Origin of the sequence: Collinsella sp. HCP3S3_D1, from assembly GCF_052064015.1 — a bacterium.
Lineage (GTDB): Bacteria > Actinomycetota > Coriobacteriia > Coriobacteriales > Coriobacteriaceae > Collinsella.
Map to the genome: position 1 here is coordinate 82599 of NZ_JBQHWK010000003.1, position 18810 is coordinate 101408.

Annotated in this window: 15 protein-coding genes; 6 read left to right on the forward strand and 9 right to left on the reverse strand. The window is 59.3% G+C overall.

Going from position 1 to position 18810, the window contains the following annotated elements:
• Position 1 precedes the first annotated feature (1 nt).
• From ACTNDJ_RS01620 to ACTNDJ_RS01640, 5 genes are all read right to left on the reverse strand, one after another.
• On the reverse strand, positions 2-673 hold the full coding sequence (locus ACTNDJ_RS01620) for a DUF1819 family protein (protein ID WP_441083233.1): 672 nt from the start codon (positions 671-673) through the stop codon (positions 2-4).
• A gap of 104 nt (positions 674-777) precedes the next feature.
• Positions 778-1740 carry a hypothetical protein gene (locus ACTNDJ_RS01625; RefSeq protein ID WP_441083234.1) on the reverse strand — a complete coding sequence of 321 codons (963 nt, stop codon included), beginning with the start codon at positions 1738-1740 and terminating at the stop codon, positions 778-780.
• Between the two features lie 3 nt (positions 1741-1743).
• Positions 1744-3672, reverse strand: coding sequence for an SNF2-related protein (locus ACTNDJ_RS01630; protein ID WP_441083235.1), 1929 nt, complete (start codon positions 3670-3672; stop codon positions 1744-1746).
• Positions 3673-4905, reverse strand: a complete 1233-nt coding sequence (locus tag ACTNDJ_RS01635; protein WP_441083236.1) for a hypothetical protein — start codon at positions 4903-4905, stop codon at positions 3673-3675. It lies immediately after the preceding gene.
• Positions 4906-4916: 11 nt separating this feature from the next.
• Positions 4917-9593 carry a hypothetical protein gene (locus ACTNDJ_RS01640; RefSeq protein WP_441083237.1) on the reverse strand — a complete coding sequence of 1559 codons (4677 nt, stop codon included), beginning with the start codon at positions 9591-9593 and terminating at the stop codon, positions 4917-4919.
• A 380-nt stretch (positions 9594-9973) separates the two neighbouring features.
• Here ACTNDJ_RS01640 and ACTNDJ_RS01645 point away from each other — a divergent pair, with 380 nt between their 5' ends.
• The 4 genes from ACTNDJ_RS01645 to ACTNDJ_RS01660 all read left to right on the forward strand — a co-directional run bounded on the left by ACTNDJ_RS01645 (position 9974) and on the right by ACTNDJ_RS01660 (position 13097).
• Entirely contained in the window at positions 9974-10276 is a 303-nt protein-coding gene (locus ACTNDJ_RS01645) for a type II toxin-antitoxin system Phd/YefM family antitoxin (RefSeq protein WP_427794330.1), read from the forward strand.
• Positions 10263-10613: a type II toxin-antitoxin system RelE/ParE family toxin gene (locus ACTNDJ_RS01650; protein WP_217107952.1), complete on the forward strand. Its 351-nt coding sequence runs from the start codon at positions 10263-10265 to the stop codon at positions 10611-10613. The genes ACTNDJ_RS01645 and ACTNDJ_RS01650 overlap by 14 nt, the downstream gene beginning before the upstream one ends.
• Positions 10614-10739: 126 nt before the next feature.
• The gene (gene serC, locus ACTNDJ_RS01655) at positions 10740-11864 is read left to right on the forward strand and encodes a 3-phosphoserine/phosphohydroxythreonine transaminase (protein ID WP_441083238.1); all 1125 of its coding nucleotides are present in this window, start codon (positions 10740-10742) and stop codon (positions 11862-11864) included.
• 69 nt (positions 11865-11933) lie between these two features.
• Complete coding sequence (locus ACTNDJ_RS01660) at positions 11934-13097, forward strand: phosphoglycerate dehydrogenase (RefSeq protein WP_441083239.1); 1164 nt, start codon at positions 11934-11936, stop codon at positions 13095-13097.
• A 347-nt stretch (positions 13098-13444) separates the two neighbouring features.
• On the opposite strand, the gene ACTNDJ_RS01665 is transcribed toward ACTNDJ_RS01660, so the two are convergent.
• The gene (locus ACTNDJ_RS01665; RefSeq protein ID WP_441083240.1) at positions 13445-14251 is read right to left on the reverse strand and encodes a hypothetical protein; all 807 of its coding nucleotides are present in this window, start codon (positions 14249-14251) and stop codon (positions 13445-13447) included.
• 397 nt (positions 14252-14648) lie between these two features.
• Between ACTNDJ_RS01665 and ACTNDJ_RS01670 the strand changes: the two genes are divergently transcribed.
• Both ACTNDJ_RS01670 and ACTNDJ_RS01675 read left to right on the forward strand, forming a co-directional pair.
• Positions 14649-15869 (forward strand): M20 family metallopeptidase, encoded by a 1221-nt coding sequence (locus ACTNDJ_RS01670; RefSeq protein ID WP_441083241.1) that lies wholly within the window; start codon positions 14649-14651, stop codon positions 15867-15869.
• A gap of 39 nt (positions 15870-15908) precedes the next feature.
• On the forward strand, positions 15909-16598 hold the full coding sequence (locus ACTNDJ_RS01675; RefSeq protein WP_441083242.1) for a DUF1015 family protein: 690 nt from the start codon (positions 15909-15911) through the stop codon (positions 16596-16598).
• 127 nt (positions 16599-16725) lie between these two features.
• Here the strand turns inward: ACTNDJ_RS01675 and ACTNDJ_RS01680 are convergent, their stop codons facing one another.
• From ACTNDJ_RS01680 to ACTNDJ_RS01690, 3 genes are all read right to left on the reverse strand, one after another.
• Complete coding sequence (locus ACTNDJ_RS01680; RefSeq protein WP_441048236.1) at positions 16726-17361, reverse strand: histidine phosphatase family protein; 636 nt, start codon at positions 17359-17361, stop codon at positions 16726-16728.
• A gap of 17 nt (positions 17362-17378) precedes the next feature.
• Complete coding sequence (locus ACTNDJ_RS01685) at positions 17379-17921, reverse strand: histidine phosphatase family protein (RefSeq protein WP_441083243.1); 543 nt, start codon at positions 17919-17921, stop codon at positions 17379-17381.
• A gap of 79 nt (positions 17922-18000) precedes the next feature.
• The gene (locus tag ACTNDJ_RS01690; RefSeq protein WP_441083244.1) at positions 18001-18672 is read right to left on the reverse strand and encodes a nitroreductase family protein; all 672 of its coding nucleotides are present in this window, start codon (positions 18670-18672) and stop codon (positions 18001-18003) included.
• Positions 18673-18810 lie beyond the last annotated feature (138 nt).

Sequence of the window (18810 nt, forward strand, 5' to 3'; positions counted from 1 at the left end):
TCTACATCACCTGCCCGGTGAGTGCGGCCAGGGCATCCATATCGCCCAGGTCGCGGATGGCCTGTTCCACGTCGAGGTCGAGCAGCAGGGGCTGGAGCGTATCGGTTCGCTGCGATGCCTTAAAACCGGCGCTGCGCAGAATCTGGCGCAGGGTGCTTTTTATACGGCCCAGCGTGGCGTCCGACCATTTGACAGCCTCGGCGTGCTCAACCTGAAAACGGGTGACAAACGCGTTAAGGTCAACGTCGGTAAAGTTGTAGTCGAAGCCGGCCATGCGCTCGCCGATCTCCACCTGGATGAGCTCGCGGACCATGGTGTAGCGGCACATCATGACAAACAGGTTGGCTTGGGCCGCCTGGTCGGGCATGCCGTTGGCGATGAGGTCCATGATGCGCGTGACCGCTTGATCGGCGGTGTCTTTGTCGATACCGCGGGCAGCGCACTGCGCCTCGTCGAGCGCTACGGCATCAAAGCGACGCAGGCACACGCGGGCGCGGTCGGCCAGCATGCGCTCGGTGGGATACTGAAACAGGTTGTCGTGCTTAACGCGCGCAATGATCTCGTCGTCGCTCACGCCATCAAGACGCAACGCGGCGACGATGCGCATCTCGGGCAGCAAAAACTGCTCGCGCGTGAGCACGCCTCCCAGCGATATTTTGTCGGTGTTATCCACAGGACACACTCCAAGGGTTCGGGCCTTTTTATTTGCATCGGGGCGATGCAAACGTGCTTCCAATCATACCGTTTAAGTACCGGGTCGTGAGGGTTGTTGCTGTCCTACTGCCCCAGCTCCTTAAGCGCTTGCAGCGACGCCGCACGCGTCTCGGCGTAGGCAAGGCGCGCGTCGCTCAGCTGCTTGTCAATCTGGTCGACATGGCTGCTGAGATCTTTGACCTGCCTGCCGACTTCCTCCATCTCGACAATTGCCCTCCAACCACTTTGATCGGAAAGCTGCTCATGCTTATGGCGCAGCACAAGCAGCTGGTTGAGCAAAGCAACACGTGCCTTGTCGAGCTCTTCCATCTTGTCGCGCGCGGCCTTTACCTCCCTTGCAATGCGCAGCTTTTCCTGCTCTTTTGCAGAGGGCGTAGGGGCGGCTTCCGATACAGGCTCTGGCTCAGGTTCAGGCTCGGGCTCCCGTTCAACGTCGAGCGCCTCCTCGGGTTCGGGCTCCGCGGAAACCGCATCACCCGTCTCCAAAAACGCGCAGATCCCCGGCTCCGTTGCCGGCCTTGCCTCGAACACCGTGGCAACCGATCCGTCGCTCAGCATCTTGCTCTGAGAGCAAAGCGACTCGACAAAGCTCGCCATAAACAGGCCGAACCCAGAAATCTGCTGAGCCAGACGCTCGTCGTAGGTAACGCGAATCTCGCCCTCATTGCCTTGACGCACCGAAATCCAGTCGCCCACGCACATGAGCTGCACCAGCGTGATAGGCGTCAGGTCGCCCTCAAACAGCAACTGCAGACGGGACGAAACAACGTCGCGGGGAACAACCGGCTCGGCATGCTTCTCGAGCTCTTCTAACGTGGCACCGACGTATTGGCACAAATCGATGTTGCTCGGAACATCCGTAAAGTGCTCGCGCGCATGGCTCAGGAGCCGCTCACTTTTGTCAGCATTGATACGAATACGCTTAACGGCGTGCGACGACCCATCCCACGTCACGTCGGAATGCGTTAAGAACAGCCAACCGTCGCAAAACAGCTCCATGGCAAAGATGGGAAAGGCTTTCTGCATCGTTTACATCTCCTTGCGTTCTTGCGTATCGCCCGCGGCGTCCTGGTCGTTGATCTCGTTCCGCTGTTCCCCGTCATCAAACAGGCCCTTAAACACCAGCTCCAGATCGCGCTCGTCGGTATAGCCGGGCTCCAGCGTGCCGCGGTCGATCGAGTCGAGCATGACCTGTTCCTTGTGCTGCAGCCGCTCGTAGATATTGCGGTCGAGCGACCAGGACCCGCCACGGCGTTCGTACACAGCGCGCAGGTAGTGGTACTGCGTGTACTGCTCTTGCGGCAGACCTAGGCGGTGAATGCGGTCTTTGGACTGCAGTAGGTGCACCAGGTTGTAGCTGCACTCAAAGTAGACGGCGTCATGGCACACGCTGTGGAGCGAGACCGACTCTGCCAGCGTGTGCGGGTTGGTGACCAGCACGCTCGTCTCCCCCGCCTTAAACGAATCGATGATGCGGGCGCGCGTGGGCATATCGGTCGACCCACTGATGGCACGGGCCGTAATGCCGCGCACGTGCAGCTCGTGCACCACGTTGCGAATGCTGCGCTTAAAGATGCACCACACGATGACAGGCTTGCCCTGGGCTACCAGCGACGCGACCAGATCCAGGCAGGCGACCATCTTGGCTGTGGGCCGGTCATCCACCTGCAGACCTTCCAGTGCCTTGCCCGCCCCCGTCTGCACCTCGCCGTCAAACAGGTCGGCATAGTCGCCGGCGCTCAGGTCCTCGGCCAGCATGCGCGGATCGGACGAAAGCTGCAACAGGCGAATAATCATCTCGAACGGCTCACCCGAAAGCGTACGCAGCACCTTTTGGAACAGCTGCTGCTCCCAGCGTTCCACCGGCACATCGACCAGATGGTCCTCGTTGGCCTGCGGCACGCCCAACTGATGCTTATTGGTGCGGCAAAAGAACGGCGCGATGGACTCGTTAATATGCTCAACGTCGTCCTCACTCGTCGACTTAAGGGCATTGGCGCTCATGCCAAAGTACCAGTTGTAGTCGCGCGGCCATAGACAGTGGAGCAGGTTGTATAGGTCCTCAAACGAGTTGGGAATCGGCGTACCGGTAAGCGCGATAAAGTACGGCGCCGCCGCGGCAATCTGCACCGCACTCGCTGCGCGCTTGCCGCCCACACGCTTCACCTTGTGGACTTCGTCAAACACCACCAGGGCGCGATCGGCCGCAATGCGCGCGGCCGCCTCCCCCAGCGCGACCGACTCGTAGTTGAGTAGGATCATGTCGTAGCGCTTGTAGTCGAACAGCAGGGTGCTGTACTTGTCGCGCGTGGAACGACCGCGAAACTCGGGGTCGTGGAAGCACAGCGAACGCAGCGGGCGGTCGGCGCCAAAGCAGGCGGCCCACTCGTCGCGCCACGAGCCAAAAGCGTTTTTGGGCGAAAGCACGATGATGCGGTCGACCAGGTCGCGCTCGCGCAGGTACGCAAAGGTTCCCAGGACCGATGCCGTTTTGCCCGAACCGGGAACGGAGAAGTTGGCGCTGCGGCCCATGGCGCTCATAAAGAACGCGTCCCACAGCTGGCGGTCCTTAAGTGGGCGTTGCATCAGGGTGTCCTCTGCCTGGCAGAACTCATCAAAGCGATAGGCCACCGATTCATCGTGCGCCTTGATCAGCAGACCCACGCGCGCCTTCTCGCGCAGATAGTCCTCACGCGCCGTAAGGCCTCGCAGCAGGTCCGGGTCCACCTGGCACTCCACACCAAAGCTTGCCGCCTGCTGCAGCAGCTCGACGATGCGCTTGGCGCCCGGGTCGTCAATCGCCAGCGGAAAGAGCACGTCCGCCTCTCGATAGCTCGGCGCATAGCGGCGCAGTGCCGAAAGCCGAATCTTCCAGACCGGCTCGCGGCGCAGCTGCTCAACCGTCATGTCGAGCGGCACGACGGAAATGCCGTCGCTATACGAGAGGCGCAGCTTCATTTAGGCTTCCTCGCCGCCCATCTTGTACGCAATCTTGTCTTTGATCATATGCACCCTGGCCTCGAGCTTGGCGACCTCGGCGGCGATATTGGCAATCTCGTCCGCAGGCAGCAAGCCAAAGGTCGATTCCTCCACCTGATCAAGATCCCTGATGGCGCGAATGATCGAGAGCGAAGGCGACTTGAGGGCCTTGTTCATCTTGGTGGTGTTCTCGGCCGACTCCATAACCTCACGGAAGGCTGTCGCCAGTTGAACATCGTCGCGAATCTCGGCGATGTCGGTCGAGGTCACGATCTCTTTGTTCTTCAGGCGCTCGGCAACCTCAAAGGCCAGCTCGTTTTCGCGCTCGATAAAGCGATCCGCATCGGGGCCCTCCAGAATCGGCTTGATCTTACGGACAAAGCGCACGATGTCGCCCTGCGGCTCGGCAATCATGTTGGCAAAGACGATGTTCTTAACGTCCTCTTCCTGATCGTCGCTCTTGCACTTTTTTAGCACGCCCTGCAGGTCGTTGATAACGCCGGCAACCTTGAGCTCGCGCGCCAGGTGAAACTGGTCCTTGGCGTTGGCAAACTCCAGGAACTCGTTCATATAGCGGGCTTTTACAATCTCCTTCTCGAGCTCCTTGGGCTCAACGCCAATGCACTGGGCGTACTCTTCCTTCGAGAGCAAGTTTGAGCTAATGATGTCGTTGTAGATGCCCACCAGGCGGTCGACGGGATCGTAGCCGACCTTCTCTTCCTCGCCATGCTGAATCGAAAGCTCCAGCATCTTGATCTTCTTGGAATCGTTACCCAGGCTCTCGGGAAGAATAACTGCCTCAAACCAGCCAAAACTTGGGTTTTCGGCGGCAAGACGACGCAGACAGGTAAAGCGGCGGTTGCCGTCGACGATCAGGCCGTCGGCCAGCACCACGCCGGGGCGCTCCTGCGAACGCAGGGCAATGCTACGCTGCGTCTTTTCGATGGCATCCTTATTGCTGTCGACGATAAAACCCTCAATGATGTCGTTGCAGGCCGCGACGTCCAGCTCATTAAACGCACCCTCGCCATGTTCGGCCTTATAGCGGCTAATCCACGAGGCGATGCGGTCGTTTTGCACGTTATAGCGCAGGAACTCGAGCTTAATGCTGTAGACGGGATACATCTCGGGCTTGCCGTCGATCACGATCTTGTGGTTGGCACCGGTCGGCTTAATGTTGACGCCGTCGCCGATCATCTCGAGCAGGTTCATGTTGACTCCTCCTATTGGTTGTTTTTGATATACAGCTCGCGCAGGTAAGCTGCATTCGCTTCCTTGTTGGGCATGACCATGTCGAGGTCCTCGTTGTAGAACAGGTCTTTGTCCTTGACCGCCCTGATGATGTCGTAAGGGGTAAAGACCACACCGTAATCGTCCTGGAACACATCGATAAGGTCGTCTACACCAATGGGGCCCTTTTGCTTGGCGACATATTCGACCGCATCGGCAATGGAGAAACTCCCTTCCTTTCGGCAGAACATGTAGGTGCCGCCTAAGCGGGTGCGCCTAATCTGTTCTTGCGGCAGCCCGTACACAACAATCGAGTCGAAAAACGCCTCGTCAAAGCCGCACTCCTCTGCCACAGCATCGAGCTTGTGCTCAAAGCCCTGCTTGCGCAGGCTTGCCACTGTAAATGGCACGCCCGACTCCGTACGACCAGAAACGGCATATGCATACGAGCTTAGGTCTGTACGTCCAATTCCCACCGACTCCTCTAGGCGCTTGAGCGAAATAAATGAACCGTGATTACACTCGATAAAGGTGAAGTTGCGTAGCAGCTGAGCTATTGCCAGCCTAAAGTCCTGGTGGTTAATGACTTCATCACCAAACCCCGGCGCCCCATAGGCAAAGCTATCGCGCGACATAAGCAGTTTTTCAAACGATTTCCGCAGGTCAACGCCTTTTTTAACAATCAGGTCTCTCGAGACCTCCAAGCCCAGGGGCGCGAGCGTCTGATCGTTAATGAGACGACCGGACGTGGAGCCAAACTTAGCAATAAAGCTCGCCCTGACGTACGGCAGCGATACGTAGTCTTCGGGCACCATGTCCTTGATGAATTGTTGCTGCTCGGCAGAAAGGTCGACATCGACATACGAGTAGCGATCGTTGCGTAGATATGCGTTCATGTCGCGCAGGTAGTTGCTGCGAACCGTCTTCGTGTCTATGCAGTACTTGTCCGCGTAGCGCTGGGCAAACTCCTCGCGCGACAGCTCGGTGCCCGCGTCGCGCAGTACATCGAGCATCTGACGCTTGCGATCCGTCTCGCCCAAGCGTATCACGGGGGACACAACCGTCCGCAAACCGTGCACCGTATCCGGGCGCACGTACGTGCGGATAATCTCGTAGAGCTCCTCGTCATCACGCACGTCGTATAGGTCGCACAACTCCTTGTTCTCGCGCAGGATAAGACCCGCGCCGCACTCGATATTGCGCCCGGCGGCGAGCGTCAGGATCTGACGCAACTCGGACGTAAAGCGGCTGTCGACCTTGTAGGAGCGTATCTTGTTGCCACGCGCCACCAAAAAACTTCCGGTGCCGCGTAATTCGTTAAAGCACTTGGTGTCTTCGGAAGGCATCACCAACATCTGTTTAAAGCCGCACTTGTTATCATCCAAAAACCGCTGGTACTTGATGCGGATGTCTTTGAGCGTGTGGTATTCCTCAACAGCTCCGGTCTCGGCAAAGGCACGCAGCGCGGCACCGCGCGTGGAGAAGCTGCCCAGCTTTTTACGCGCAATCTGCTCGAGCTGAGAGGCGTTATCCTTTTCGATGTTTACAGGCGCTCGAAGCGTATCCGCGGCAGGACGGCGGTGCAGCTGCGCTATCCTATCACGCCACTCCTGCGGCAATGTCGGATCATTGGCGGCTCGGCGAAGACTAAACCTGTTCGAGACTTTAATGGCCTTCAGATAGCCAAAGGCCATCGGAGACGCCTGCGTTATCTCGCAAAACGTCTCCACGGTAAGGTCGTAACACATGTAAAACGAACTAAACTGATCCTCGTCCAATTGCGGACGGTTGCTGATCAGGTCATCACGACGTCGACGCAGAGGGCCGAGTCCGGCCGGCTTGCGAGGGTAATCCATAAGGGGCTTGTCGCTAAAGACCCAGCGCAGCAGGTCGGCATCGTCGGCGGGCAGCAACGCCAGCCACGCCTCGATAGACATAGGGCCTTTGCCGGTGAGGTCTTCGATTTTGCTGGTAAAGGGCTTTGCCGGCTGTTGTGGGACCGGGACGGCAGTTGGCTCCGGAGCGGCAGAGTCAGGCATCTGGTCTGGCTCGGACTCGGTCGCAGGCTCGGACTCGGTCGCAGGATCGGGCTCGGTCGCTGACTCGGGCTCGGGTGTCGGCGCGACAGCCTGCTCCACCGGCGCGGCCTTCTCCTCGACCGGTTCGTCAGCGTTTTCGGTTTCCATGCTCGCAAAGTACGCGCGAACCGCATCGCATACAGACGGCGCAAGGTCCTTATCGACCCTTGCATATTTAAGCGGGATGGTGCCCTGTCCGTATACGCGCTTCATATACAGGAATGCAGGCTGTGCGGTTTGCGTTAGGCCGTAAAACTCCTTGGCGGAAAGCTTATACGTATGAAAGAGCGGACCAAATGTATCGACGTCAAACGTTGGTCGCCCCGCCATAAGGGCATCGTAACGCTCGCGGATTTTCCAAGCAGACTTGCCAAGGTTATCCATCCAGCGAGCCGGCTTGTCATCGATGAGCATATAGCCCATCAGGATGCGGTCCTGGTATGCGAGATCCGTGAACCATCTATTGAACTTTACAATGTCCTGGCCCACGGCAAGCTTAAGCGCCTGTTCCAGCGTAAGATCTTGCACCGGCGGCTGCTCAGACTCGTGAGCGGACTGCGCTTCAAGCGCTTCCGTCTGAGCATCCACCTCGCCGCCCGGTTGAACCTCATCGACCGACGTAATAACGTCGTCTGCCGAATTTGCATTTTCGCAGTTAGATTCCGTATTGCTGGCCTCAATATCTTCTTGATCCTGGGGCAGCTCAAAGTTCAGACGCTCAAACGTTTTTACCGCTGCACTAAAGGCGGGATATTCACTTTTAAGACTCGCGAGCGCCGAATTGACAGCGTCCTCTTCGTTAGTGCCCGTCGCAAGCCTACCCGCCAGCCTGGTACAAAAGAGTAGACGGAACGAAGGCTCGTTTACGGCAAGGCCTTCGCGCTGCAGACGGTTAATGGTATCCCTGACAAGACGGTTAACTGCCTCGACGCGCTCGAGCGGCGTGCCGGCAGCTGGATACCAGCCCCCTATTGCAGCCAGACGGGCAAGTTCCATTTCGTCTTTGGTTTTTCCCAGCTGCAAACGACCCGATGGCCACTCATTTAAAGCATCGATAATCGAACCAACCTCAGAAGATGCGAGGCCGCTTTTCCGTAACGACGTAGCATTGTAGGTGAGCAGCGTAGGCAGGTCGTAGATTTTAAGGGTCCATTTTAATTTACGCTGAATTGCCGGAGTAATCGAAAGGTTCCACAGCGATAACGGCGCGCCGCCACTCGTATACACCGTGCTAAGTGTTTCGCTAATCGGTCCTTTAATGTTCGCGTAGGCACGGTAATCACGCCCAATGCTGCGCAGATTACCATAGATGTCAAATGTCAGCCTCGCATTGCCCGAGAGTCTGCCGAGCTCTGGCGCCTGCGCGCGATACTGCGGAGATAGCGGCAAAGCATAGGCGGTAAGATGCTTTTCGAAAGCAATGCGTAAGGTCTCGTCCTCAGCCTTGCCCAACTTGCGCACAAGGCAAAACACATCGTGAATCTCATGCTTGTCGAGAAAGGCAACCTGGGTCTCGGTATCAAACACACAGCGCGGGTCGTCCCAGCCGCTCAGGTACTTGGGACGCTCGAGCTTTTTAACGGCGTCCTCGGAAGGCTCAAACTTAGATGCAGCCATGACGCCGGGCTCAAGTTCGAGCTCTGGTTCGGATTCAGAAATGGGCGCAATCTCGGCTTCGGGGTCCGCGACGGTCACGGTCTCTTTAATGGGTTCAAGTTCAGACTCGAGCACAAGCGCGGGCTGCTCGAGCTCGGTGGCGGCCTCGGCCTCAAGGCTATCCGAGAAGGAAATAACCAGCTGCTGCGGCTCGAAAGACAGCGTGAGCCTGGGACACTCAGGCTGCACCGGCTCCTGCTGCTCGACTTGAGCCGACTCCTGCTGCTCGTCCGCCACCTCTGCAGGCTCCGTCGGCGACTCGTATCCCATGAGAGACAGACCGTCGGCCGGCTTCTTGTCATACGAAACACCCACGGCAACGGGAATAGGCCAGCTGCGCTCATTAACCTTCAACTGCACAAGGGTCGAATCTGCACGCAACGAAATGGGACCGCAAGCCTTAGGTGCAGGGGCCTCAGGAGTAACGGATTCAACGGCCTCGAGCTCTGCAATATCGGCGTCGTCGGCCCACGGCGCCGCCGCGCGCTCAAGTGTCTCAGGCTCTGTGGCTTCGGGCTCTTCGGCATCGCACTCAACGGCCTCAGGCGCAGCCTCTTCAGACTCAACGTTTTCATCATCAACAACGGTGCCGTCAACGTCCTCGTCCCCAGTGTTTTCGCCCTCGGCACCTTCGCTTTTAACAGCCTCAAGCTCAATGGCATCAGCAGCCACCGGCTCCCCTGCGGGTTCCGCCACCTCCTTGGCCGCAGCGGGCGCCATGCTGTACTCGCCGTTGGCGTATAAAAGTTCGCCACCTATAACTAGTTGGGCTAGTGCACGTTCGTATGAGTCATTGATGGTGCGATACACGCTCGAGCGCACCAGCGCTTCGTGCAGTGGGGCATCGGCCTGCGCGACCGCATCCAGAATGAGCGACTCGTAGTACGCGTTTACGTCCATTGAAATGTTTGTTGCACTCACAGCATTGTTGTCCATACAGAAACGACCCCCCGATATTCCCCAAACAACCCACTAGCTGTATTGGAAAAAAGGAAGAATTATGCCAATGATTACTTCATACGCCACTTGCGAACGTTTTTGTTTAGCAACATTTTGTTGTGCAATAAATCAACTGTGCATATGCTGATGAGCGGTAGTTTTAATCGGTGAACGGCGATCGCGAACGCCTGAAGGCCCTTTCATTTTCCTTGGCACCAAGGCAATTAAAATGGACCTGTCTCGCGGGCGCGCCGCGCATCATACACGTCTTTCTGCCACCAGATGGGACAAGCAAGGTTGCTCGCTCATGTCCTCATTTGTCTTTACGCTATAATCAAGATAAAACTATACATATGATTCTATGTAAGGAGTTTCATATGCCTATCGTAAAGCCTATTTCAGATCTGCAACGCAACTTTGGTTCCATAGCGGATAGCTGCCACCAAACCAAAGAGCCCGTCTACCTGACCAAAAACGGATCGGCATCGCTTGTCGTCATGGATGCCGAGGCCTATGACGAGCAGACGCGCGCACTAACCGCCATTCAGGAGCGCGAAGAACGCATCCAGCGAGCCATCACGCGTGGCTACGACGACTTAGTAAACGGTCGTGTGCGACCGTGGAAACAGGCCAAGGCAGATGCAGATCGCATCAGGGCGGCTCGCCATGAAATTGGATAACGCAGACGTCGAGTTCTACTCGGAGCTCGACGAACTTGATAAGCCTTTTGATGTTGTCATGACTGACGAGGCACTCTATGCCTATGCCGAGATTCCTTCGGAGCGAGTCTACGCCAGAATCGGCAACCTCATCGACTTTCTAGCCGAGCATCCTTATTTTGGCGAAGAATACGACCCCTACTATCAGGCGGCCTTTCCGCCCATTGACTGCAGGGTCTTCTTTTGCGCGCACTACGGTGTGTACTACCACGTGGATGTTGAGCAGCGAAACATCAGCATCCTGGCAATCGAGGACCATCGAAAGAACCCTTTGAGTAGATTCAAACTACTCAAGTAGTCCCCCATGTAACCATCCTGTAAATCATAGCGGCGCAGTCGAGTTTTACCGTGATGCGGTCGCGCCTGGCGCTCCACTGTGCTAAAGTATCCCGAACGTTCAAACGACTACGAGGGGAACTAGAAGATGGCACGTGTGCACAACTTCTCAGCTGGCCCGGCTGCGCTGCCTACAAGCGTGCTCGCCGAGATCGCCGACGAGATGATGGACTACCGCGGTTGCGGCATGTCCGTGCTCGAGATGAGCCATCGATCTAGCATGTACCAGCAGATCATCGACGACGCCGAGACAACCCTGCGCCGCCTGCTGAGCATCCCCGACAATTACCGCGTCCTGTTTTTGCAGGGCGGCGCCACGCTGCAGTTTGCGGGCATCCCCATGAACCTCATGCGCCGCGGCCGCGCCGGCTACGTCGTGACCGGCAACTTCGCCAACAAGGCGTACAAGGAGGCCGCCAAGTACGGCGAGGCCGTGCTGCTCGCGAGCTCCAAGGACACCAATTTCGACCGCATTCCCACCATGGCCAATATCAACGCGCGCATTGCCGCCGAGGCCGCGGGCAACGGGATCGACTACGTCTACATCTGCCAGAACAACACCATCTTTGGCACCATGTACCACGAGCTGCCCGCTTGCGGCGATGTGCCGCTGGTCGCCGATGTCTCGAGCTGCTTTCTGTCGCAGCCGCTCGACGTTGAGCGCTACGGGCTCATTTACGCCGGCGCGCAGAAAAACGCCGGCGCCGCGGGCGTGACCGTGGTTATCGTGCGCGGCGACCTCATCGCAGATGGCCCCGCCTTTGCGCAGACGCCGCAGTACATGGACCTTAAGACCCAAGCCGCCAAGGGCTCCATGCTCAACACGCCCAACACCTTTGGCATCTACGTGTGCGGCAAGGTGTTCCGTTGGGTTGAGCAGACCGGCGGACTAGCCGCCATGGCCGAGCGCAACTGGGCCAAGGCCAACCTGCTCTATGACCTGCTCGAGCACAGCGAGCTGTTCCATGGCACCACGCAGGCCGACAGCCGCTCCATCGCCAACGTCACTTTCCGCACCGGCGACGCCGAACTCGACGCGGCCTTTGTCGCAGGCGCGGCCGAGCACCAGATTCAAAACGTCAAGGGCCATCGCCTGGTGGGCGGCATGCGCGCCAGCGTCTACAACGCCGTAACCATGGAAGATGTGAAGGCACTGGCCTCGTACATGAAGGACTTCGAAGCGCAGCATAGTTTGAGTCCGCGATCTAACTAGCCCGCAACCCGCGGGCCGACCAGCCACTTCAAACCACTTGTTATAAACAAACCCGCTAAGGAGTTTTTCATGCGCAAGATCAAAACCATCGACGACATAACCAAAGACGGCAAGGTCGAGTTTGGCGAGGGCTACGAGTTTGTGGGCACCGCCGAGGAGGCCGACGCCATCCTGATGCGCTCCACCGACCTGCACGGCTACGAGCTGCCCGAGGGCATCCGCGCCATCGCCCGCTGCGGCGCCGGTGTCAACAACATCCCCATCGAGGAGTACGCCAAGAAGGGCGTCGTCGTCTTTAACTCCCCCGGTGCCAACAGCAACGCCGTCAAGGAGCTCGTCCTGGGCATGCTGGTGCTCTCGAGCCGCGGCGTGGTGCAGTCGATGAACTGGGTGCGAGACAACGCCGACGACCCCGAGATTCAGGTCGACGCCGAGAAGGCCAAGAAGGCCTTTGTGGGCCGTGAGCTCAAGGGCAAGCGCATCGGCGTCATCGGTCTGGGCAACGTGGGCTCCAAGGTCGCCAACGCCTGCGTCGATCTGGGCATGGACGTCTACGGCTACGATCCGTTCATTTCCGTCGAGCACGCATGGGTACTGAGCCGCGAGGTGCAGCGCGTGGGCACGCTCGAGGACCTCTGCCGCGGCTGCGACTACCTCACCGTACACGTGCCCAGCAAGGCCGACACCATCGGCATGATCAGCATCGAGCAGATCGACCTGCTGGCCCCGGGCGCCGTGCTCATCAACTATGCGCGCGAGACCATCATTGACGAGGACGCCGTCGACGCAGCCCTGCGCGCGGGCAAGCTGAGCTGGTTTAGCTGCGACTTTGCCACGCCCAAGACCGTCAAGATGCCCAATACGTTTATCACCACGCACTCGGGCGCCGGCACCGGCGAGGCCGAGGCCAACTGCGCCGATATGGCCATCAGCGAGCTCAAGGACTACCTGGAGAACGGCAACATCGCGCACAGCGTCAACTACCCCGCCTGCAGCATGGGCAAGGCGCGCGCCGCAAGCCGCATTGCCTGCCTGCACGCCAACGTGCCCAACATGATCGGCCAGATCACGGCAATCCTGGCCAAGGACAACGCCAACGTGCAGCGTATGACCAACGAGTCCGCCGGCGAGAACGCCTACACCATGTTCGACACGGACGAGCACCTGGACAGCAGCACCATCGAGGCGCTCAAGCAGATTCCGTCGATGTATCGCGTACGCGTGATCAAGTAGCGTCGGCGCCAAGCCTGCCAGACAGGCAATGAAGCTCATTCGGCCCCCGTTTTCGCGAAACGGGGGCCGATTTCGTTGCTCCGGCTGGTTTTAAAAATGCTATCCAGAATAAGTTTTTTCGGATAATCGACAGTCATGCCTAAATCACTGAGCGCACCTGCTCTGATAAACAGCTTTATCAGGGACTTTAGTAGGTAAAAATCGATCTCTCTGTGCCGAATGTAAGTTGACTGTCTATTTTCCGAAACAACTTATTCTAGATAGCATTTTTAGGGCCCTCCAAAGGCGAAATTGAAGCCTTTTCGTAACCAAACCCTAGCTCACGCGACCGTTTTCCACCCGCACGGCTACATTCCCGCCCAATCGATAAAAATCTCCTCACGAAGCCGCCGTTCGAGCTCCTGCTGCCGCGGCGTCTTGTCTTTCAACGGCACATCGAGATAGGACATGATGAGTTCCATCACCACGCGGAAGGCATCGGAGTCGACCAGCTGACCATAGGTCATCAGAACGACAGGATATCCCATCGCTTGCAGCGCCGTCGTTCGATCGGAGTCCGAGATCTTGGATTCTATGGATCCGTGAATGGCTTTACCTTGACATTCAACCAGGCACTCTCGGCTGCCGTCCTTATTTGCCAGCAGGATATCGGCGTAGCGCCTATCAAGCCCCGAAATCAGGCGGGCGCTGCGCGTCATGCGAATCTCAACGTTATTGGTAAGGCGCAGCCCTTCGCCGCCGCGCAACCTCGTAAGGCCAAACAGCATCGAAGCCTGGACCTCGAGCGGCGATGCCACAACCCCCGTAATGCATTTCGCGGCACGCGTGAACGATTTAGCACCGCGGAGCCCCTGGATCTTATCGACGTACTCGGTTAGTTCAGAGAGCTCAATCAAGGGCGGTCGTTTCCACAGGTCCGTTGGATTCCCCGAGGCATCCTTTACGTTTTCCCAGCCCAACCGTGCGTCACCCCACCGGCTCCCATACGCCTGCTCAAGTGCCGACTTTACCTGAGGCGCAATCTTGCACACGGCAAAGGTGCCGCACATCTCATACATGCACATGATCAGGCGCTCATTTGAGACCGAGGAAGCCAGGGTCAGCAGGGTAAAGAGCGGGGACGCAACATCAAGGCCAAACTCTGTCTGCCGCACGGAGCCAAACGGCCTCTCCCCGTTCCAAACATGCCTGACAATGCGGCCGCCCTTGCGCCCGCAGACGCCCTGCGCCAACACGTGTAGCGGAGTGCCCAGGAAATGCTTGAGGAGCGGGTGCTCACAAAGGCGTTCCCTGCGCGGATCGTCCGCAGAATCGGGCAGGTCCGGCATTATTGCCAAGACCTGTGGAGGTATCCGGTGATACCGAAAGGCAGATATGTCGCACAGCATGTCATCCATGAAGGATACGTACCCATTGCTTCGTTTGTGAGCCTGCCCGGACGCCAAACGCGATGGCTCGGCCTGTGAACGGTTAATACTGCTACGCACACGTCGAGAATCCTCCAGGTGGCTTACAATCGGTTTTGGAAACAAACTGATTGTGAGGTTGCATATGGTTGATGAGCACTTTGCCTGGCGGCTTACGCAGGAGCTCGTGAAGATTGATAGCTCGGACCCGGGCGCCTACGAAGGCGAGATCGAACACTTCATTAAGAGGCTCATTGAACAGCAGCTGGCGCAGCTTGATAGTCCTGCGCTCGATGCCGTGCAGGTTGCAGAGCTCGAAGTACTCCCCGGGCGCCGCAACCTTATGGTCACCGTGCCGGGTGTGAGCGACGAGGCGCGACTCATCTACATCTGCCATATGGATACCGTCACCCTAGGAGATGGCTGGAACGCGGACACACCGCCACTCGGGGCGGTTGTGCGCAACGACAAACTCTATGGCCGCGGTGCCTGTGACATGAAGGGCGGCCTGGCTTGCGCCATTACCGCGCTTGTCCACGCACTCGAGCGCGTGGCGGCAGAGGGCGAGCTGCCCCACCGCGGCTTCTCGCTTATTTGCTCGGTCGACGAAGAGGACTTTATGCGCGGCTCCGAGGCCGCCATCGATGCCGGCTGGGTCGGCTCGCGCGAATGGGTGCTGGACACCGAGCCCACCGACGGACAGATTCAGGTGGCGCACAAGGGTCGCACATGGTTCGAGATCGAGATGACCGGCGTCACGGCGCATGCGAGCCAGCCCTGGAAGGGAGCGGATGCCGTCGCCGCCATGGCCGAGGCCGTCTGTGCGCTGCGCCATGCGTTCGCGGCGCTGCCCGTGCATGATGAGCTGGGGGCTTCGACCATCACGTTTGGACAGATCGAGGGCGGCTATCGCCCCTATGTCGTGCCCGACCGCGCCAAGGTCTGGGTCGATATGCGCCTGACGCCGCCGACCGATACGGCCGCCGCGACGCGCATGGTAGAGCAGGCCATCGCCGGCGCCGAAGCCACAGTCCCCGGTTGCCATGGAAGCTATACCGTGACAGGCGACCGACCCGCCATCGAGCGCGATCCGGTCTCTCCCCTTCTAGCCGCGCTCAAGCGTGCCGCCGATGACGTGACAGGCGCGGACGCGACCGTCGGCTTCTTTACCGGCTACACCGACACTGCCGTCATTGCCGGCAAGACGGGTAACCGCAACTGCATGAGCTATGGCCCAGGCTCGCTCGCGCTCGCCCATAAGCCCAACGAATATGTGCCCCACGCCGACATCGTTCGATGCCAGCGGGTGCTGATCGCGCTCGCCAACAACACGCTCTGGGGCGTGAATAGCCAAGTTGGGGCATAATAAGCCGCAAACAAACCGACTCGCGCGTTAGGACTGTCCATGAAAGCTCTTCCGTTTCCCTGCATCCGCCCGGCTCAGGACCGTGCGCTCGAGGCGCTGCCTGCGATGGACAGCATTCTGAGTGACAACGAAGCCCTGCGCGGTGCGATTGCCGATGGGCTCATGCTCAAGGATCCGGGTGCGGCGTATTACGTGTACGAATGCTCCGGAGAGCCAGGGCGCGTGACGGGCGTTGTGGCAATTTGCCCGGTTAACGTGCTGACGGGTAGCGACGAGGCCGCCGCCGAGAGCGTCGACGCACTCGGCGCCGCGCGCGCGATCACCGAGCTCAAGGTGCAGCCGCGCCCCGTGTCGCTCGCCTACGAGGCGTCGCCCGTCATGGATATCATCCTGGGCGCCGCCAAAGAGGGCGCATCGCTCTACGCCGTCACCGATCCCGCAGGCATTACGCATCGCGTATGGGAAGTCAAGCGCGAGGACGCCGTTGCCGCCATCCGAGCCATGCTCGATCAGGCACCGGAGCCGGCGCCGGCAGACGACCCCGCCTACGCTGCCGCGCTGGCAGGGGCGTCGCAGCTCCTGGCAGACGAGGCCCGCGCAGCCGGCACCTACACGGGCAAAGAGCCGTTCAACTTTACCGTGGCCGTGCTGTTCCCCGCCGCGCAGGTCAGCGGCGGCGCGCCGCAGGTTCCGACGGGTCTGCTCACTCACCAGATCGCACGGTTCTAACGGGGCCTAAACGCCCAGCACAAAGACTCGGCAGCTCAACAAGCAAGGGGCGGGGATACATGCGCATGCATCCCCGCCCCTTTCGCATCAAACAATTACGCCGGCAAACCGCGCCGCAACGCCAGCGTCATCCACGCCGCGGGCCCGCTGCCGCCACGAGCGGCTCTAGCCCCAGCTCACGCGCGTAATCCTCCTGCGTAAAGACTTCGACCAGTTCAAACGTATCGGTTGCATCGTCAAACGCAAAGTGCAGTACCGAGCAGTTGCCCGGCACGCGCTCGCGCTCGTCGGCCGCCGCGCCCCTAGAGTGGTCCAAAAACTCCTTGATGGCCGAGGCATGGCTCACCGCGAGCACGCACGAATGGTCCGGGCGTCGCATAAGATCGGTCAACGTCGTCACCATGCGCTCACGTACCTGCATCTGGCCCTCCCCGCCAAACTGACGATAAAAGTCACGCCACGGACGCTCGGGCATCAGCATCACGCGCTCGGCCTCAAAGTCGCCAAAGAACCACTCGCGCAGGCCATCCAGACGCTCGTAGGCAAGGCCCGGCCACAGGCTGGCGATAGTCTGCTCGGTGCGGTGCAGCGTCGAGGTGTAGGCGTGATCGGGCTCAACGCCACGCGCACGCAAGAACATACCGGCACGCGCCGCCTGCTCGCAGCCCAACTGCGTGAGCGGAGAATCGCTCCACCCCTGAATAATGCGTTTAAGGTTGAATATTGTCTGTCCATGACGGACCAGATACAGATCTTTGTTCATAGGGGTCCTTTCGTTCGTTACCAATCAAGGAGCGAAAACGCCCCGTCGCAATAGCCAAAATGAAGCACGGCACCGTTGTCGGGCTGCTCTCCCCCGCCGCTCACGCATCTAAGAAACTCCTGGCAGGCAGAGCCATGAGAGACCGCAAGCACACGATCGTGCTGCGGTCGGGCCATAATACGGGACAGCGCCGCGACCATGCGCGCCCGAAGCTCGCCTTCCGACTCGCCATCAAAGGCCACCGGATAATCGCCCCAGGGCTGCGGCGGCATATCGCGATTTGATGTGCCCTCCAGCGTGCCCAGGCGCCACTCGCGCAAATCATCGACCGGCTCTATGGGAAGATCCTCGCCAACGATCAGCTCGGCCGTGTGGCGCGCCCGACCCAACGGAGACGAATACGCGTGGTCAAAGGAGATGCCGCGCGCCTCAAACGCCGCGCGCGTCGCCAGTGCCTGCTCGCGCCCGCGCTCCGTGAGCGGCGAGTCTTGCCAGCCCTGCAAAATGTTCTGCACGTTAAGCTCGGTCTGCCCATGCCGAACCAAATACAGATCGGACACACGCCCTCCCCTCGCACCGCCACAAAGGGTCAGGCACCTTTGTGGTGGTTTGCCGCCGGATCGCGCCGCAACGACGCGACTACACCAGCACGTCGGCAAGCGGACGCTTGGGCACGTGATGCACCTGCGCCTCGTCGCGCCAGTAATTAATAGAACCGTCGGGGTTGGAATCGATCGCGTCGATAACCTGGGTCTCGGCCGGCACGCCAAAAGCCATGATCAGCTTGAGCTCGTACTTGTCGCCGTCGAGCCCCATCGCATCGATCGCGCGGGGCGTAAAGGCCTTGAACATGCAAGCCGCCACCTCGGGCGTTGCGCTGCGCGCGGCGAGCATCATCGTCTGAGCCGCGATGCCCGTGTCGACCTCGGTGATAGGCGCGGCGGGTTTGCCGGGAACGGTGCGCTCGGCAAGAATTGCAATGTAGCCGGTCGGACGCTCGCCCTCGGCAGGACCCGGCCAGTCCTTGAGCGCCCCGGCCCATGCGAGCTCGTCAAACACGCGAGCGCAGTCCTCGGCACCGCTCACCACATGAAAACGCAAGCGCTGAGCATTGGCGCCACAGGGGACCAGGTGCGCCAGCTCTGCCAGCTCGAGCAAAAACTCGCGCGGCACGCGCATGGACTCGTCAAAACGGCGGCATGTGCGGGCGCGACGGACCAGCGCATCAAACGCATCCAGACCAAGCTTTTCGCAACCCTGCTTTGCCATCGACTCGGCGCTCGACGGCACCACGGGAACTGCTTCGTTCATAGGGACCCCCAAAAAGCCAATTGTTCTTAGGAAAATCTAACCTAAAACGCAGGCAATAACGAACAGAGCTGCAATGTTCTACACCTGTTGAATAGAAAATCGCGACGTGGGGAACAACGGAAACAAATCGGGGCCTTT

Coding starts and splice junctions, on each gene's coding strand:
- ACTNDJ_RS01625 (WP_441083234.1), bottom strand. CDS start 1,740: ATGCAGAAAGCCTTTCCCATCTTTGCCATGGAGCTGTTTTGCGACGGT.
- ACTNDJ_RS01630 (WP_441083235.1), bottom strand. CDS start 3,672: ATGAAGCTGCGCCTCTCGTATAGCGACGGCATTTCCGTCGTGCCGCTC.
- ACTNDJ_RS01635 (WP_441083236.1), bottom strand. CDS start 4,905: ATGAACCTGCTCGAGATGATCGGCGACGGCGTCAACATTAAGCCGACC.
- ACTNDJ_RS01640 (WP_441083237.1), bottom strand. CDS start 9,593: ATGGACAACAATGCTGTGAGTGCAACAAACATTTCAATGGACGTAAAC.
- ACTNDJ_RS01645 (WP_427794330.1), top strand. CDS start 9,974: ATGCCTATCGTAAAGCCTATTTCAGATCTGCAACGCAACTTTGGTTCC.
- ACTNDJ_RS01650 (WP_217107952.1), top strand. CDS start 10,263: ATGAAATTGGATAACGCAGACGTCGAGTTCTACTCGGAGCTCGACGAA.
- serC (WP_441083238.1), top strand. CDS start 10,740: ATGGCACGTGTGCACAACTTCTCAGCTGGCCCGGCTGCGCTGCCTACA.
- ACTNDJ_RS01660 (WP_441083239.1), top strand. CDS start 11,934: ATGCGCAAGATCAAAACCATCGACGACATAACCAAAGACGGCAAGGTC.
- ACTNDJ_RS01670 (WP_441083241.1), top strand. CDS start 14,649: ATGGTTGATGAGCACTTTGCCTGGCGGCTTACGCAGGAGCTCGTGAAG.
- ACTNDJ_RS01675 (WP_441083242.1), top strand. CDS start 15,909: ATGAAAGCTCTTCCGTTTCCCTGCATCCGCCCGGCTCAGGACCGTGCG.
- ACTNDJ_RS01680 (WP_441048236.1), bottom strand. CDS start 17,361: ATGAACAAAGATCTGTATCTGGTCCGTCATGGACAGACAATATTCAAC.
- ACTNDJ_RS01690 (WP_441083244.1), bottom strand. CDS start 18,672: ATGAACGAAGCAGTTCCCGTGGTGCCGTCGAGCGCCGAGTCGATGGCA.